The following is a 15,335-nucleotide window of genomic DNA, read 5'->3' as shown; positions in this document are numbered from 1 at the left end:
CGAGCGTACATGCTCTAAGAGGCCGCTACTCCTCGACGCTGATCGGCCGGTTCTCGTAGTACGTCTGCAGCACCACGGTCGTGCGCGTGCTCACGTTGGCGATCGATCGGATGTCGTTGACCAGCTGCTCCAACGCCCGCGGTGAGGCCACCCGCACGAACAGCATGTAGCTCGCGTTCCCGGCAATCGAATGGCACGCCTCGATCTCGGCGCGCTGCTCGAGAAGTTCCGGCGCATTGTCGGGTTGAGCAGGATCGAGCGGAGTGATCTCGATGAACGCCGACAGCGGTTTGCCGAGAGCTTCCGCGTCGAGGATCGGTCGGTACCCGGCGATGACGCCGCGCGATTCGAGTCGGCGCAGCCGCGACTGCACCGCCGAGCTCGACAGGCCGACAGCATCCGACAGCTGCGCGAGCGTCGCCCGGGCGTCACGAGAGATCTCGGCAATGATCTGACGGTCGACAGCATCTTCCATAGATGGAAGAATATCGGCATAAGTATCAATTCGCCGGATTATTTCCGTCACGTCTCCGGATCGGAGGACTTCATGTCCACCACTCCCCCGCAAACCGACGCCCGGTCCCTGCGCCTGTCGAAGGGCGAGGGCCTCGAGGATGCCTCGCAGGCCGAGTCGAGCGCCGCATGGCGGATGCTGAAGGATGCCGCCATCGCCATTCGTCGACTGCAGGTCAAGGACGGGTCGATCCCGGATGCTGCAGCAGGAGCCGAGGCTGAAGAGCACGTCGCCGCGATCGTGGCGAGCATCCGCGCCCTCACTCCCGCGTTCCCGCACGATGCCGAATACCTCGCAGCATCCATCCGCGACTTCGAACGGTGGGCGGCGGAGGGTTTCGGCATCCCGGACTTCCTGGATTCGCTGGTCGCCTTCCAACCGCAGCAACACCGCGTCGACGGCATCCGGCACCTGGTCGTGTTCCCGATGTACACGCAGAACGGCTCGCCCGATCGGCTCGTGGAAGCGCTCATCGTGGAGACGATCTGGCCAGAGTTCATCGCTGAACTCGAAGCCGGCGACTACGGCAACAAGCTGTTCGTCTCGCTGCGACTGATCGACTTCACCCCCGGCTACGACACGAACTCGGCCGTACTTTTTCCGGAGACCGTCGCGATGCGGGAGATCCCGACGTTCACGTGGGGCGCGATCTTCCAGGACCGCGAAGCTGCCCGCTACCGGCGAGTGGTGCGCGCAGCATCCGAGATCACCAAGCTCGACCTGCCCGAGGCCGCGGCGCGGATGCTGGATGACCAGGACCTCACCGAAACGACGTTCGTGATGTGGGACATCATCCACGACCGTACGCATATGCGCGGTGACCTGCCGTTTGACCCATTCATGATCAAACAGCGGATGCCGTACTTCCTGTACTCGCTCGAAGAGCTGCGCTGCGACCTCACCGCGTTCCGCGAGAGCGTGGCGATCGAGAACGCCCTCACCCTTCGACAGGCTCAGGGGTCGGATGTGCTCTCGGCGAGCGAGCAACAGATGCTCGAGCACGCTTCCCTCGTGCAGTACGCGGTGATCTTCGACCGGATCTTCCGCTTCGCGATCACCGGATCCCGGGTGCGCAACTACGACGGGCTCGGCGGGCAGCTGCTGTTCGCCTGGCTGCACCAGCGCGGCGTGCTGCACTGGACCGACACCCAGCTGACGTTCGACTGGGATGCGGTGCCGGATGCGGTGATCGCGCTCAGCGACGCGGTGAATGAGCTGTACTGGCGCTCTATCGATCGACCGAAGAAGGCGCACTGGCTGGCGGCGTACGAACTTGTTCGTTCCGTGCTGACGCCGAACCCGGCATCCGTCTGGGCTCGTGGGCTGCCGGACGAGGTGCTCGCCGGGACCCCGAAGGGATACACCGATGAGGTGCTCGATGATGAGTTCCCGCTGTCGATGTTCTTCGAGGCACTGGAGAAGAAGATGCGGCCTGTGATCGAGTCGACCGCGGGGATCCGGGCTGGCGATGAGTGAGGGCGCACAACTTTTGAGGCCAGATGCAACTTTGGCGGCCAGAACAGCGGATGCTGGCCGCCAAAGTTCACCGCGGCCGCAGAAGTTGAGGCCCGGTGCTGAGGGCAGGATCGTGGTGCTCGCCGGTGCGACAAGCGCGGCGGGGCTCACGGTTGCGCGTGCTCTGGTCGACGCTGGAGCACGGGTGATCGCGACCGGGCGCTCGGCCGAACGGCTCCAACCGCTCAGCGACGTCGGTGCCCAGGTCGCCGTGGCGGATGCCACTTCGTTCGAGGACATGTCCGCTCTGGCCGCGAAGCTCGGCCCGGTCGACGGTGTACTCTCGCTCGTCGGCGGCTGGCGCGGCGGCGGCGGCCTTGCAGGGCAGTCCGATGAGGACTTCGTTGCGCTCCTGCCTGCACTTCAGGCCGTGCGCGCGACGTCGCGTGCTTTCGCCTCCCTGCTGCAGGCCTCGGATGCCGGCCGCTTCGCGATCGTGTCATCCACGGCCGTCGCGCGCCCTCTTGCCGGCGGGGCGAACTACGCAGCGGTGAAGGCAGCGAGTGAGGCGTGGACCCATGCGATGGCTCAGGGATTTGCGAAGGCCGCGCGGGATGCCGGCGAGCCACTGCGCACGGCATCCGTCGTGTTCCGCACCAAAGCCCTCGACCCCGAGGCGCTCGCACCGGCGATTGTCGGACTCTGGGACGGCGATGCCCCCGCACTCAATGACCGGATGATCGAGCTGGGCTGAACGTCCCGACGTTCGCCCCATCGACCGCGCCCGGCCGCGCACACGTTGCGGATCTCGCAGCCCCAGCTCGTCCGCGGGGCTCACCCAAGCGGACCAGGAGTGGTCGGCGGAATGCCCCGCACGGGAGGTCCGGCATCGGCGACCCCGCTCTCGCGGTCACTCCCGACACCCTCCGCAGCATCATCGATGACCGGCGGCGCCTCCGCATACAGTTCGGTGAGCTTGCGATACGAACGGGTCAGGAACGCGAGCCCCGCCGCGGCCACCATGATCAGCCCCGCGAACAGGCAGATCAACGCGATCCCCCGCGCTTCACCCTCACCCAGCAGCCAACCCCACTGCCGCTGCCCGGCCGAAGAGTCCATGTACGGGATGATCGCGAACTCCGCGATCGGAGCAATGAGGAATGCCGTGACCGGAGCGGCCGCCGCTTCCATCGCCGCGGCAACACCGAACACCCGACCCTGCCGCGTGAACGGCACGACCTTCTGAATCACGGTCTGCTCGGCCGCTTCCACCGGCGGGATGAGCGCCATGTACACCCAGATCCCCAAGGCGTACAAGGGCCACCACTCCCGGATCATGAACACGGCACCGAGCAGCCCCATCACCATCACGACGAGAAGCATCGTGCGCATCGGCTTCTTACCGAGCCCGAACTTCGCCACCAGCGCACCACCGACGATGAACCCGGTCGAGGTGACCCCGAGCACGAGCCCCCACATCTGAACGGAGAACAGCGTCAACCCGTACGGGTCCATCAGCGCCATGTACACCCCGCCGATGAGGTTGTTGAAGGTGGAGAAGATGATGAGCGCGAACAGCCCCGGCGCGAGGCGGATGGCAGTCACACTGCCCCGGAAGTCCAGCGCACTCGAGGCGTTCGGATCGGGCTGCGGCGCCTCTTCCGGAATCCGCACGAACAGCAGGTGCACGAATGTCACGACCATGGCGCCGATCGCGATCACCAGCGTCCACCCCATCCCGAGGAAGCCGATCGACAGCCCGGAGAACACACTGGTCACCATGAACGCGATCCCCTGCACGGTGCCCACAAGGCCGTTCGCATTGGCGCGCTTGTCTTCTTCGACCAGCAGTGTGACCGTCGTCGACAGAGCGATGTTGCGCAGCTGCTCGATCACCCCACCGAACAGGATGATCACCGAGAACAGCCAGAACCACGGCCCGCCGAGATTCAGCAGTTGGGATTCGGGCTGCCAGAGATACAGCAGGCCCGCGATCAGAAATGCCGACGCCGAAAGCAGACTGGAGAGCACCATCACGGTGTGCTTTCGGTTGCGGTCGACGATCGTGCCGAACACCATCGCGAAGAACGCCACGAACAGCATGTAGGCGCCGCCGATGATCCCGGTCGCCAGCACCGACTGCGTCTCGATGTAGACCCAGAAGGTCAGCGCGAACCACAAGAAGCTCGTCGTCACGTTGGCGATGAGTGTGTTCACGAGGACGTTGGCGAAGGCCGTTCGCGCTGCGGTGCGCTGCATGGAAAAATCGTAAACGCTACCGCGGACATTGCACATAGGCTTATCCGGTGAGCACACTGCATGACCCCCAGATCCGGGGATTCGCGTCGGACAACTACTCCGGCATCCACCCCGATGTTCTCCAGGCGATCGCCGCGGCCAATGACGGCCACCAGATCGCCTACGGCGAAGACGAATACACCGAGCGGCTGCATGAGGTCTTCGGCAGCCACCTCGGCGACGACGTCCAGATCTTCCCCGTCTTCAATGGAACCGGAGCGAACGTCGTCGGCCTGCAGTCGATGCTCCCCCGCTGGGGCGCTGTGATCTCGGCATCCACCGCCCATATCAATGTTGATGAGGGCGGCGCACCCGAACGGATCGGCGGCATGAAGCTGCTCACCGTCCCGACCGACAACGGCAAACTGACCCCCGAACTCGTCGACCGCGAAGCGTGGGGCTGGGGTGACGAGCACCGCGCTCAACCGCTGGTTGTCTCGATCACGCAGTCCACCGAGCTCGGCACGCTGTACACCGTCGAGGAGATCCGCGCGCTCGCCGATCACGCGCACGAGCGTGGGATGCACCTGCACATGGACGGCGCCCGCGCCTCCAATGCCGCGGCCGCCCTCGACGTGCCGCTTCGTGCTTTCACCCGCGACGCCGGCGTCGACGTGCTCAGCTTCGGCGGCACGAAGAACGGTGCCATGCTCGGCGAGGCGATCGTGGTGCTGAACCCCGAGGCATCCACCGGTCTCATCTACGGTCGCAAATACAACATGCAGCTGGCATCCAAGATGCGCTTCATCTCGGCGCAGCTGATCGCCCTGCTGGAGGGTGACCTCTGGCTGCAGAACGCACGCCACGCGAACGCGATGGCCGCGCGGCTGCGGGCGGGCGTCGAGGCCGGAATCGCCGACGGCACCATCCGTGGCGTCGAGTTCACCCAGCCCACGCAGGTCAACGGCGTCTTCGCGACACTGCCGGAGGGCATCGCCGATCGTCTGCGCGAATCGTTCCGCTTCTATGACTGGGATGCTGCGCGCCGCGAAGTGCGCTGGATGTGCAGCTTCGACACGCAAGAGTCAGACGTGGACGCCTTCATAGCCGAGATCGCACGCCTGACAACCGCGTAGGGGTGGGCTGCGGGGCTTGGTAGTGCGCCGCCAGAGTTCAGGCGGGGATCGTCCAGTCTTCGACACGCAGACCGGAGACCCGGTCGAACTCATTCACGTTGTGCGTGACCATCGTCAGATCTCGCGACCGCGCGTGCCCGGCGAGAAGGATGTCATACCCACCGATCGGCTCTCCCCGCGCCGCGAGGTCAGCTCTGATATCACCGGAATGATGCCCGGCAGCAGCATCGAAGTCGAGGACGATCAACCGGCTCAGAATCTCTTCCACGGCGATGCGGTTGCGCATGGGGTCGCTCGATCGCGCCGCACCGTAGGAGAGCCCGGCGACTGAGATACTCGACACGTGCAGCGAGCCGGATGCCTCGTTCATCCGCTCTGCGATCACCGGCAGGCTTCGCCGAAGCGCGAACACGAGGATGCTCGTATCGAGCAGATATCCCGCACTCACCAGTCGCGCTCCTGCGCCTCAGGCTGATCCCGAGTGGTGAGGTAATCACCGGTGACGCTTATGCCGTTCGCCCACCAGTCGATCCAGTCCGCGCGCACCGGAATGATGACGCGTGCATCGCCGATAGCGGTGACGGTCACCTCTGTGACCGAATCGGGAAGCGCGACGTCCTTGGACAGACGCACGGCCTGCGTGCGGTTGCTGCGGAACAGCGTGGTCTGAGACATTTGACTCTCCCTGTATATACGCCGCGTATATACAGGGTACTGCGATCCGAACGGAACCGCACTAGGGCAGCTACCGCAGCAGCCCGAGACTGGCGAGGGCGTGGCGCACGAGAGTGCCGCGCCCTCCTTCCATTTCGGCGGCGACGGCGTCGGATGCAGCGGCCTCCGGAGAGAACCACGTCAGCTCCAGGGCATCCTGCCGCGGCTCGCACGTGCCGGTCACCGGCACCACGAATGCCAGCGACACCGCATGCTGACGCTCGTCGTGGTACGCGCTGATCCCCGGAAGCGGGAAGTATTCGGCCACCGTGAACGGCAACGGCTGCGGCGGCAGCAACGGGAATGCCATCGGGCCGAGATCATTCTCGATGTGTCGGAACAGCGCATCGCGCACCGTTTCGCCGTAGCGGACACGGCCCGAGACGATCGTGCGAGTCATCTCACCCAGCGGGGTGGAACGGAGCAGAATTCCGACCTCGGCGACCTGCCCGGAACCGTCCGTGCGCACCGGAATAGCCTCGACGTACAGCATCGGGATGCGTCGCCTCGCCTCAGCGAGCTCGACCTCACTCAGCCACGCAGGATTGTTCGCGTCGCTGGGCAGCTCACTGAACTGCGAGAGGTCATTCTCGGAGCCCTCGGAGTCAGGATCAGGATCAGGGGTGCGCACCGCCATGTCTCATTTCTACCAGTGTCGGAGCCCGCTGGCAGGATAGAGACTGTGAGCCAGAACCTGAAACTCGATGCCGATGCCACGCGCTGGACGACCCACGACCGAACCGGCCTGCCCTTGCTCGTGCTGTTGCACGGGTACGGCGCGGACGAGCATGACCTGTTCGGACTGGTCCCATACCTCCCCGAAGGCATTGCTGTCGCGTCGCTCGCGGCGCCATTGTCTCCACCGTGGCCCTCGCCGGGCCGCTCGTGGTATCCGATCGATGGTCTTGAGAGCAGGGATCCGGATGCCGTGACCCACGCCGCGAAAGCTGTGCTCGAGTGGCTCGACGCTCATGCGGCCGATGCCCCGAAGATTGCCCTGCTCGGGTTCTCGCAGGGTGCGGCTGTTTCCTTGCAGGCGCTGAGATTGGATGCTTCGCGCTTCGGCGCCGTCGTCGCCCTCAGCGGCTATGCCTCGCCGGGTGAGTTGCCCGATGACGAGGAACTGCGCGAATCCCGGCCGCTGGTGTTCTGGGGGCGCGGCACGAATGACGACGTGATCCCTGCCGTCCTGATCGATCACACCGCGCAGTGGTTGCCCGACCACTCCGAGCTGACCGGACGCGTCTACCCGGGGCTCACGCACAGCATCTCAGAAGATGAACTACACGACGTGCGGGTGTTCCTGGAGAAGTGGCGCGACGGCTCAGCGAGCTGAGTCCGGGCCGACCTCATCGTCCAGGTCGGGGTTCTCTGCGGGCTCCTCATCGGATTCTTCTGCGGATTCCCCGGCCAATTCCTCGGCGGATTCCGCTACGGAATCCGCGGCGGAGGGACCGCGCCTACGACGACGACCGATTGAGCCGATCGCAATAGCGAAGACGACCCCGACGGCGATGCCGATCGCGAGGCCGAGCCCCATGTTGTCTAGGGCCGAGCCCATCGCGACTCCGACACCCATGCCGATCGCGATGCCGGCGCCCCAGCTCAGTCGCTGGCGCATCTCGCTGCTGCTCATCTGATGGTCGGCCATAACTTCAACGGTACGGGTTCGCAGGAGCTTCAGCATCCGCCCTGTGGGGGATCTCGACGAGCAATTTCGGTTGCGCGCTGCGACACGCCCGGGTAACATCGATGATTCCTGTCCGCCGTGTTTGGAAGTTCTTTGATCTGAGTCGTCGCCTCCGCGCCCATCTTTCCGCGCGCTGACCCGACGACCCCTCGACAGGCTCAGGGACCGTATCCGCCATCTTCGGCGTCGATCCGGACACCCCCGGTGTCAGTGCTCTCGCACATTTTCCGGAGACACGTATGTCAACACCGACCCCGCACGCCGCGGTCACTCTCGACCGCCTCACCTTCACCTGGCCGGACGGCTCCACCGCACTCGAAACGGTTTCTGGCGCCTTCAGCGCCGGGAGCATCGGTCTCGTCGGCCGCAATGGATCCGGCAAGTCGACGCTGCTGCGCCTGATCGCCGGCGACCTCCAGCCCACATCGGGAGCGGTGCACGCCGCCGGTGAGGTCGCCTACTTACCGCAGCAACTGACGCTCGACGTCGAACGCCGCGTCGCCGAACTCCTCGGCGTCGCACCGGCGCTCGACGCCGTTCGCGCTATCGCGCTCGGCGATGTCGACCCGGCGCACTTCGATGCGGTCGGCGACGACTGGGATATCGAGGCTCGCGCCGAAGCATCCCTCGCCGAAGCAGGTCTGGATCCGTCATTCCTCGACCGCTCGGTCGGCGAGCTGTCCGGCGGAGAGTCCGTACTCGTCGCGATTGCCGGCATCCGTCTCCGGCGCGCGCCGATCACGCTCCTGGACGAGCCGACCAACAATCTCGACCGTGACGCGCGCGCGAAGCTCGCCGCGATGGTGCGGTCGTGGAAAGGCACACTCATCGTCGTCAGTCACGATGTCTCGCTTCTCGAGCTGATGGATGCCACCGCCGAGCTGTACGCGAACACGCTGAGCGTGTTCGGCGGTCCGTACTCCGAGTGGCGGGCATGGCTCGACGCCGAGCAGGAAGCCGCGAAGCAGGACGAACGCGATGCCAAACAGTCACTCAAGAAGGAGAAGCGCCAGCGGATCGAAGCGGAAACGAAACTGGCCGGGCGCGCACAGATGGGGCGCAAGGCATTCATCGAGAAACGCGTGCCGAAGATCGTCGCCAACGGCCGGAAGGCCGCCGCCCAGGTGTCGGCGGGACGGCTGCGCACCGAGGTGGCGGAGAAGGAGTCCGACGCAAGGAACGCGCTTGATGAGACGGGCCGACGCGTTCGGGGCGATGCTTCGATGAAGATCGAGCTGCCCGATCCGGAGGTGTCGGCGTCCCGCCGCATCGCGACGATCGCGGACGGGGAGCGGTCCTGGATCGTTCAGGGGCCGGAGCGCGTGGCGCTGATCGGTCGCAACGGCGTCGGCAAGACGACGCTGCTGCGGCGGTTGGTGGCGAGTGCCGCGCACAACTCCGGAGATTCGCGGCAGAACGGCCTCAATAGTGCTGAAAACGTTCCGAAACCCGAAATCTTCAGGAGTTATGCACCGGGCACGCTCACCGCGACCGCGCACACCGACCGGATCGGGTACCTGCCGCAACGGATCGACGGGCTGGATGACGCGGCATCGGTGGTCGAGAACATTACGGAGGTGGCACCGGCGATACCGGAGAAGGAGCTGCGCAACAGGTTGGCCCGGTTCCTCATCCGTGGCGGCGCTGCCGACAGAGCGGTGTCATCGCTGTCCGGCGGCGAACGCTTCCGCGTCGCGCTGGCGAAGCTGTTGCTCGCGGACCCCGCGCCGCAACTCGTGGTGCTGGATGAGCCGACGAACAACCTCGACCTCGACACGGTCGATCAGCTCGTCGACGCGTTGCGCGCATACCGCGGTGCCGTGCTCGTCGTCAGCCACGACGATGCGTTTCTGAAGAGATTGGAGCTGGACCTGCTGCTGGAGATCGCTGAGGAACGGATGCAGCAGCGCGAAACCAGGCCGGTCACGCAGTAGGGGCGCAGCTGCTCGAGTCGCTGCGTTTGAGTGCAACTAAACGCAACGGAAAGATTTGCTTCCATCCTTTACAAAATGCATAATTCAATGTCTCTCTCTGTGCGCACATCCCAGCGCACCTCGCAGTAGCTTGCCGTCCTCGAAACGATGTTCGCGCTGCGGACCTCTGACGATTAAGGAGAATCGGCGTGCTCAAAAACACACGCATCACCACCGGTCGAACTCGAAGACTGCGTGCAGCCCTGACAGCCATGGCAATTGTTGCCGGCTCGCTTGTCCTCGCTGTTACGAACCCGGCCCCGGCCCATGCAGCCGAGGCACCGGCCACTCCTGCTTCTGCATTCACAGCGGAGCTGTGCGCGGGCGATACGACGTTCGATCCAGCGACGAGCGGAACTGTTAGCGGCTACGAAAACCTCGCCACCGTCAACGGCGACCGTCTGGCGGCGTACAACGCCGGCCAGGTTGTGCCACTGTACGACACGAACGGCCGCGCCGAGGCCGACTCCACCCCCGCCGTGTGCGCCCTGTACTACGACGCCACCGTCGATGGTCCCGTCACCACCTGGATGTTCTGCACCGATGCCGATCTGCACACGTGCGGCGGCCTTGGTGCCGGCGGCGAGCTCGTGCAGATTCGGGATGACACCGGCACCGCCGTGACCATTCCGTTTCCCGAAGACATCGAGACCACCCGGCTGAGCCAGGACCAGATCGACGCGGTCAGCGCGCTCATCGAGTTCGGGTACACCGGCACTGATTTCATGGGTAACGACGTGGTCGGCGCCACCGACATGACGAGCTTCGAGCGGAGCGTCCTGCAGAACATGGTGTGGTGCATCACAAACCCCGACTCCGCCGGCGGCATGAACTGCTTCCTCACGGGGATTGGCGATGAAGAGCGAGCCGAGCTCGTCGCGGCCGGTGCTGCTCTGCGCCCGGCCATGGCAGTCACGCCGGTGTCTTCCCAGATCGAGATCGGCGAAACGTTGCAGTGGGGCGTCACGACCAACGTCGTGAACGCCCCCATCGTCATCGACGCAGACACCGTTGTCACAGTGTGCGCGGGAGACGCCACCATCACCGATGGAATGCTCACCGTGAATGGTGACGCCGGCTCGTCGGTCACAATCTCGCTCTGTGGCGGTCCTGCTTCGGAGGAGGGCGGCTACGAGCTGGCGCTGAGCCGCATCGGCAACGGAAACCGCTTCGTCCAGAGCGACACGGGTGACCTGCTCGACCGCGATTGCCAGGTCTTCGCGCTCTGGGAGACAGAGGGCTTCGACGCTGCGGCGATCATCGATGTCACCGCTGACGCTACGGACGCTGACGCAACCGACGCAACCGACGCCACCGACACTGACGCAACCGACGCAGCCGACGCCACCGACACTGACGCAACCGACGCCACCGACGCAGACGCCACCGACGCCACCGACGCCACCGACGCCACCGACACTGACGCAACCGACGCAGACGCAACCGACGCAACCGACGCAACCGACGCAGACGCCACCGACGCCACCGACGCAACCGACGCAACCGACGCAACCGACGCAACCGACGGAACCGACGCAACGGATGCCGACGCAACGGATGCCGACGCAACTGACGCAGACGCTGCTGACGCCACGGACACTGACGCAACCGACGCCACCGACGCAACCGACGCAACCGACGCTGACGCTACCGACGCAACGGATGCCGACGCAACGGATGCCGACGCAACGGATGCCGACGCAGCTGACGCAGACGCTGCTGACGCCACGGACACTGACGCAACCGACGCAGCCGACGCAGCCGACGCCACCGACACTGACGCAACCGACGCAACCGACGCAACCGACGCAACAGACGCAACCGACGCAACCGACGCTGACGCTACCGACGCAACGGATGCCGACGCAGCTGACGCAGACGCTACCGACGCAACGGATGCCGACGCAGCTGACGCAACCGACGCCACCGACGCCACCGACGCCACCGACGCAACCGACGCCACCGACGCCACCGACGCCACCGACGCCACCGACGCCACCGACGCTGACGCAACCGACGCTGCAGACGCCACCGACGCAACAGACGGCGTCTCTGGTTCTGGCAACCAGGGCATTGGAAACGCCGACAACGATGAGACCAGCACGGATGCCGCAGACGCAACCGAGGCTGGGAACGCAGACGGCACGGACCTTGCAACGACCGGTGCCGACGCACCGATCATTGCCCTGTCCGCGGCTGTAATTCTGCTGTTCCTGGGCGGCAGCTTGGTCCTGTTCCGCCGGCTGCGCACGCGCAGCTAACGGGCCTTTTCGCGACTGACGCCGCGGCTGATTTCCTTCGTGAAGTCAGCCGCGGCGTCTGTCATTTCGCGGGCTCAGACGGAGGAAGAAGCCAGCGCCCGCGCCTTCAACACTGCGAAGTCCTCGGCCGAGATCGCTCCGGAATCAAGCAGTGTCTTCGCCTTCAGAATCTCGTCCGCGGGGCTGATCGCCGCCACGTCGCGGATGTATCCCTCGTTGGCTTCGCGCTGACGACGTGCCTCGTCGTTGATGCGATCGGGCATACCGGCACCACGCGCGATGAGATAGATCAGCGAGGTCAACAGCGGAACGAAGACGAGGAACACAACCCATACGGCCTTCGCCCAGCCGTTGAGCTTCTTGTCACGGAACAGATCGATGACGACCAGAATGAATGCGAAGAGCGCGGCGATGAACACGAACGACCAGAAGAACAGCACGATGATGTCCCACAGGGACTCGAGGATTCCCATGACGGATCCAGCTTTCTTTTCGAATTGGACGAGAAATGGACGAGAATCGGCGCGCGATCGTTCGAGCGTCGATCTCCGGAGCGTATCGGTGCACATCGTCCCGATGGTGTCGTAGTGCACATTCGTCGCGGGAATCGCGATGAAAATCATGCACGATGGATGAGCGCGACTACGGTCGGTCACGCCAGCGGTTCGCGGCCGCAATCGCACCACCTGCGGCATGCAGTCGTGCCGCATGCGCATCGGCGGATCCACCCCTATATGAGACGTCGCCGGATCGCTATCATCTGGAGTTATGGACACTCAGTCGCAAGCGCTCTGGGCGCCTTCGCCGTGGTTCCTGACTTCTCCTCCGCAATCTCCCCGAGGCACGATCCCCCGCGAGCGGCTTCTCACGCGTCTGGACGCGTCCACCAGCGATCACGCGGTGACGCTGATCGCTGCCCCCTCCGGTTACGGTAAGACCGTACTGCTGGCGGAATGGGCGCGACGTCGTGAGGCGACGACTGCCTGGCTGACACTGACTCGCCACGATCACGGCGACGAGGCCCTCGTACTCGCGGGCATCCTCAGCGCACTGCGTCGCTTCACGGAACTGCCATCCGAAACTGCCGTGCGGGTGGCGTTGACCCCAGATGCGGACGCCCGCGCGTTGATCGGGCGCATCGCCGAGATCACTGGCTCGCTCGACGAGATCGTGGTCATCGTGATCGATGACGCGCACCACGCCGGCCCCTCCCTGGCGAGCGGTGTGATCGACGTGCTCACGGCACTCACCGCAGGCCGACTGCGCTTCGCGCTCGCTGGCACGCCGGAGCTGACGTCCTGGTTCTCCCGCGTGATAGCCGGAGAGCACACGGCCGTGCTCACCGCCGCCGATCTCGCTTTGACGGCCGAAGAGATAATGACGGACGGGGTCAGTACACCGACTGCAGACGATCGGGCGTCAGCCGCGGCGCTGCGTGAAGCGACCGACGGATGGCCGATCGCCGTGCACCTTCATCGACTGGCCGGGGGCAACGAACCCTCACTCACCGGCGCAGAAGGACTGCTCACCGATTACATAGCCGGCAACGTGCTGCCCCGGTTGAGTCCAGGGCTCGCGGATTTCGTCCTGGCGACCAGCGTCTGCAGTCGGCTGACGCCCGCGCTCGCCGGTGCGCTCAGCGGCGCGGACAACGCCGAGTCTCTCCTTGAGGACTGCGTTTCACAAGGACTTTTCCTGTATCGGCACGTCGACGAGAACGGCTCGAGGATCTACCGATGGCACGATGAGTTCGCGGCACGCTGTCGCGACATCCTCGGACGAGCCGACAGCTCACGCCGGCGCGCCCTGGATGTCACGGCCGCACGCTGGCTGACACCGCACTTCCCCGCAGAAGCCGTGATGCATGCCATGCGCGCGGATGATGCCGCTCTTGCGATCGGTATCATCCGTTCCTCGTGGATGCGGGTGATCATCGAGGCGGGAGCGAAGTCGCTCAATGTGCAGTGTCTCGCGCTTCCGGCGACGCTCGCTGCACATCCGGAGATCCTGCTGATCCGGGCATGCTGCCTCAACCTCATGGGAGACCGCACCGGAGCCGATCTACTCTCCTCCCAAGCGCACGCAGCCGCGAGCACGGACGCCGATTCCCAAATCACCCATGCCTTCGCATCTCTGTTCCTCGCTGATGCGCACTCAGAGCTCGCGTCGGCGGTCGACAGAGCGAAGACCATGTTGGAACTTGGTGGTACCGCGTCAGGAATGCATGCGCACTGCCTGTTCCTGCTCGGCTGGTCCGAACTGCGGCTGCGCCGCGACCCGCAGTCCGCCGTCCGGTTGCTCGAGTCTGCGTTGCACGAAGCGGAAGCCGCACGTCTCGTGGTGCTCGCTCGCCGCGCCTCGAACAATCTTCTGTTCGCCCTGGGCTACGCGGGAAACCTCACCCGGGCACGTACGCGCATCGACTCGGGGCTCGCGCAGAGCGAGGCCGTGGAGGACTGGCAGCATTACGACGGCGGCATCGAACTTTTCGCGCGCGGGTTCACCGACTACTGGCAGAACCGCATCCCCGAGGCAGAGCAGGTCTTCCTCGCACTCGTCGCGGCAGGTGGGCACGACGCGTCATATACGGCGCTCGCTCGGGTCTACGTGGCACTGTGCGCCGCGATCGACGGGCGGCCGATGGCACTACGCACTGCACGCGCGACGATCGCCGGGGTGAGCAGGCAGGAGGTCCACGGTCTGCCGTGGCACACCTACCAGGCATTCGCGAGCGCAGAACTGTTCGCTGCCGCTGGCGACTTCGATAAAGCGATTGCCGCCATCGAACCAATCCGTGCTCAGTCGAACGTACCGGTCGTGCGCGTCGGTGCTGCAGAGCTCATGCGACGTGCCGGTCGGCTCGGCGAAGCCGGGCACTTGCTCTCCGCACTGTCCAGGGCTGAGCTCTCGATCTCCTACGTCGCCGCCTCCGCTCACGTGACGGCCGCGCTGATCTCTCACGAACGCGGCGATGATCCCCGGGCGCACCGCATCCTCGAACGCGCGCTCGATGTCGCGGTGCCAGAAGGGGTAATCCGTCCGTTTGCCATAGCGGATGAGGGACTGCGCACTTTGCTCGCCGTCCACGCCGGCAGCGGTACGGCGCACGAAGAGTTCATCGCGTCGCGTCTCGCGTCGCACGGGTCGAGCGGTATGAGTGATCTCGACCATGGTGTCGTGCTGTCCGCTCGCGAACGCGAGATCTACGGATTCCTACACACGAGCATGACGGCGACGGAGATCGGTGAAGCGCTCTTCGTGTCTGTGAACACGATCCGTACACACCAGCGCGCAATCTATCGCAAACTGGGTGTCTCCAACCGGCGCGATGCGATCCGTCTGCGTCTGTAGAGG

At 65.1% G+C, this 15,335-nt stretch carries 14 protein-coding genes; 7 read left to right on the top strand and 7 right to left on the bottom strand.

Annotation, left to right across the window (positions count from 1 at the left end; translation table 11 throughout):
* Positions 1–25: 25 nt before the first annotated feature.
* Positions 26–475: an Lrp/AsnC family transcriptional regulator gene (locus ACSU1L_RS14750; protein ID WP_438255733.1), complete on the bottom strand. Its 450-nt coding sequence runs from the start codon at positions 473–475 to the stop codon at positions 26–28.
* 72 nt (positions 476–547) lie between these two features.
* Here ACSU1L_RS14750 and ACSU1L_RS14745 point away from each other — a divergent pair, with 72 nt between their 5' ends.
* Entirely contained in the window at positions 548–1,990 is a 1,443-nt protein-coding gene (locus tag ACSU1L_RS14745) for a DUF6421 family protein (RefSeq protein ID WP_439256298.1), read from the top strand.
* An 85-nt stretch (positions 1,991–2,075) separates the two neighbouring features.
* A complete protein-coding gene (locus ACSU1L_RS14740; protein WP_439256379.1) occupies positions 2,076–2,723 on the top strand; it encodes an SDR family oxidoreductase in 648 nt (215 codons plus the stop codon).
* 80 nt (positions 2,724–2,803) lie between these two features.
* Here ACSU1L_RS14740 and ACSU1L_RS14735 read toward each other — a convergent pair whose 3' ends face one another.
* Positions 2,804–4,228 carry an MFS transporter gene (locus tag ACSU1L_RS14735; RefSeq protein WP_439256297.1) on the bottom strand — a complete coding sequence of 475 codons (1,425 nt, stop codon included), beginning with the start codon at positions 4,226–4,228 and terminating at the stop codon, positions 2,804–2,806.
* A gap of 47 nt (positions 4,229–4,275) precedes the next feature.
* Here ACSU1L_RS14735 and ACSU1L_RS14730 point away from each other — a divergent pair, with 47 nt between their 5' ends.
* A complete protein-coding gene (locus ACSU1L_RS14730; RefSeq protein ID WP_438255737.1) occupies positions 4,276–5,343 on the top strand; it encodes a threonine aldolase family protein in 1,068 nt (355 codons plus the stop codon).
* Between the two features lie 37 nt (positions 5,344–5,380).
* Here ACSU1L_RS14730 and ACSU1L_RS14725 read toward each other — a convergent pair whose 3' ends face one another.
* The 3 genes from ACSU1L_RS14725 to ACSU1L_RS14715 all read right to left on the bottom strand — a co-directional run bounded on the left by ACSU1L_RS14725 (position 5,381) and on the right by ACSU1L_RS14715 (position 6,694).
* The gene (locus ACSU1L_RS14725; protein WP_439256296.1) at positions 5,381–5,791 is read right to left on the bottom strand and encodes a type II toxin-antitoxin system VapC family toxin; all 411 of its coding nucleotides are present in this window, start codon (positions 5,789–5,791) and stop codon (positions 5,381–5,383) included.
* A complete protein-coding gene (gene vapB / locus ACSU1L_RS14720) occupies positions 5,788–6,018 on the bottom strand; it encodes a type II toxin-antitoxin system VapB family antitoxin (RefSeq protein ID WP_438255739.1) in 231 nt (76 codons plus the stop codon). Before vapB ends, ACSU1L_RS14725 begins: the two co-directional genes overlap by 4 nt.
* A 70-nt stretch (positions 6,019–6,088) precedes the next feature.
* Positions 6,089–6,694: a DUF4916 domain-containing protein gene (locus ACSU1L_RS14715; protein ID WP_439256295.1), complete on the bottom strand. Its 606-nt coding sequence runs from the start codon at positions 6,692–6,694 to the stop codon at positions 6,089–6,091.
* Positions 6,695–6,739: 45 nt separating this feature from the next.
* On the opposite strand from ACSU1L_RS14715, the gene ACSU1L_RS14710 reads away from it, so the two are divergent.
* On the top strand, positions 6,740–7,393 hold the full coding sequence (locus ACSU1L_RS14710; protein ID WP_439256294.1) for an alpha/beta hydrolase: 654 nt from the start codon (positions 6,740–6,742) through the stop codon (positions 7,391–7,393).
* On the opposite strand, the gene ACSU1L_RS14705 is transcribed toward ACSU1L_RS14710, so the two are convergent.
* Entirely contained in the window at positions 7,382–7,708 is a 327-nt protein-coding gene (locus ACSU1L_RS14705) for a hypothetical protein (protein ID WP_439256293.1), read from the bottom strand. The two genes, ACSU1L_RS14710 and ACSU1L_RS14705, sit on opposite strands and share 12 nt — an antisense overlap.
* A 278-nt stretch (positions 7,709–7,986) precedes the next feature.
* Here ACSU1L_RS14705 and ACSU1L_RS14700 point away from each other — a divergent pair, with 278 nt between their 5' ends.
* Together ACSU1L_RS14700 and ACSU1L_RS14695 are read left to right on the top strand one after the other, a co-directional pair.
* A complete protein-coding gene (locus tag ACSU1L_RS14700; RefSeq protein WP_439256292.1) occupies positions 7,987–9,681 on the top strand; it encodes an ABC-F family ATP-binding cassette domain-containing protein in 1,695 nt (564 codons plus the stop codon).
* Positions 9,682–9,869: 188 nt separating this feature from the next.
* A complete protein-coding gene (locus tag ACSU1L_RS14695; protein WP_439256291.1) occupies positions 9,870–11,981 on the top strand; it encodes a hypothetical protein in 2,112 nt (703 codons plus the stop codon).
* 74 nt (positions 11,982–12,055) lie between these two features.
* On the opposite strand, the gene ACSU1L_RS14690 is transcribed toward ACSU1L_RS14695, so the two are convergent.
* Positions 12,056–12,454, bottom strand: a complete 399-nt coding sequence (locus tag ACSU1L_RS14690; protein ID WP_438254260.1) for an SHOCT domain-containing protein — start codon at positions 12,452–12,454, stop codon at positions 12,056–12,058.
* Between the two features lie 295 nt (positions 12,455–12,749).
* On the opposite strand from ACSU1L_RS14690, the gene ACSU1L_RS14685 reads away from it, so the two are divergent.
* Positions 12,750–15,332 carry a LuxR C-terminal-related transcriptional regulator gene (locus tag ACSU1L_RS14685; RefSeq protein ID WP_439256290.1) on the top strand — a complete coding sequence of 861 codons (2,583 nt, stop codon included), beginning with the start codon at positions 12,750–12,752 and terminating at the stop codon, positions 15,330–15,332.
* The last annotated feature ends 3 nt before the right edge of the window (positions 15,333–15,335 follow it).

This window comes from Microbacterium sp. A94, from assembly GCF_051842855.1.
Classification (GTDB): Bacteria; Actinomycetota; Actinomycetes; order Actinomycetales; family Microbacteriaceae; genus Microbacterium.
This window is presented reverse-complemented; position numbering and strand designations above follow the sequence as displayed.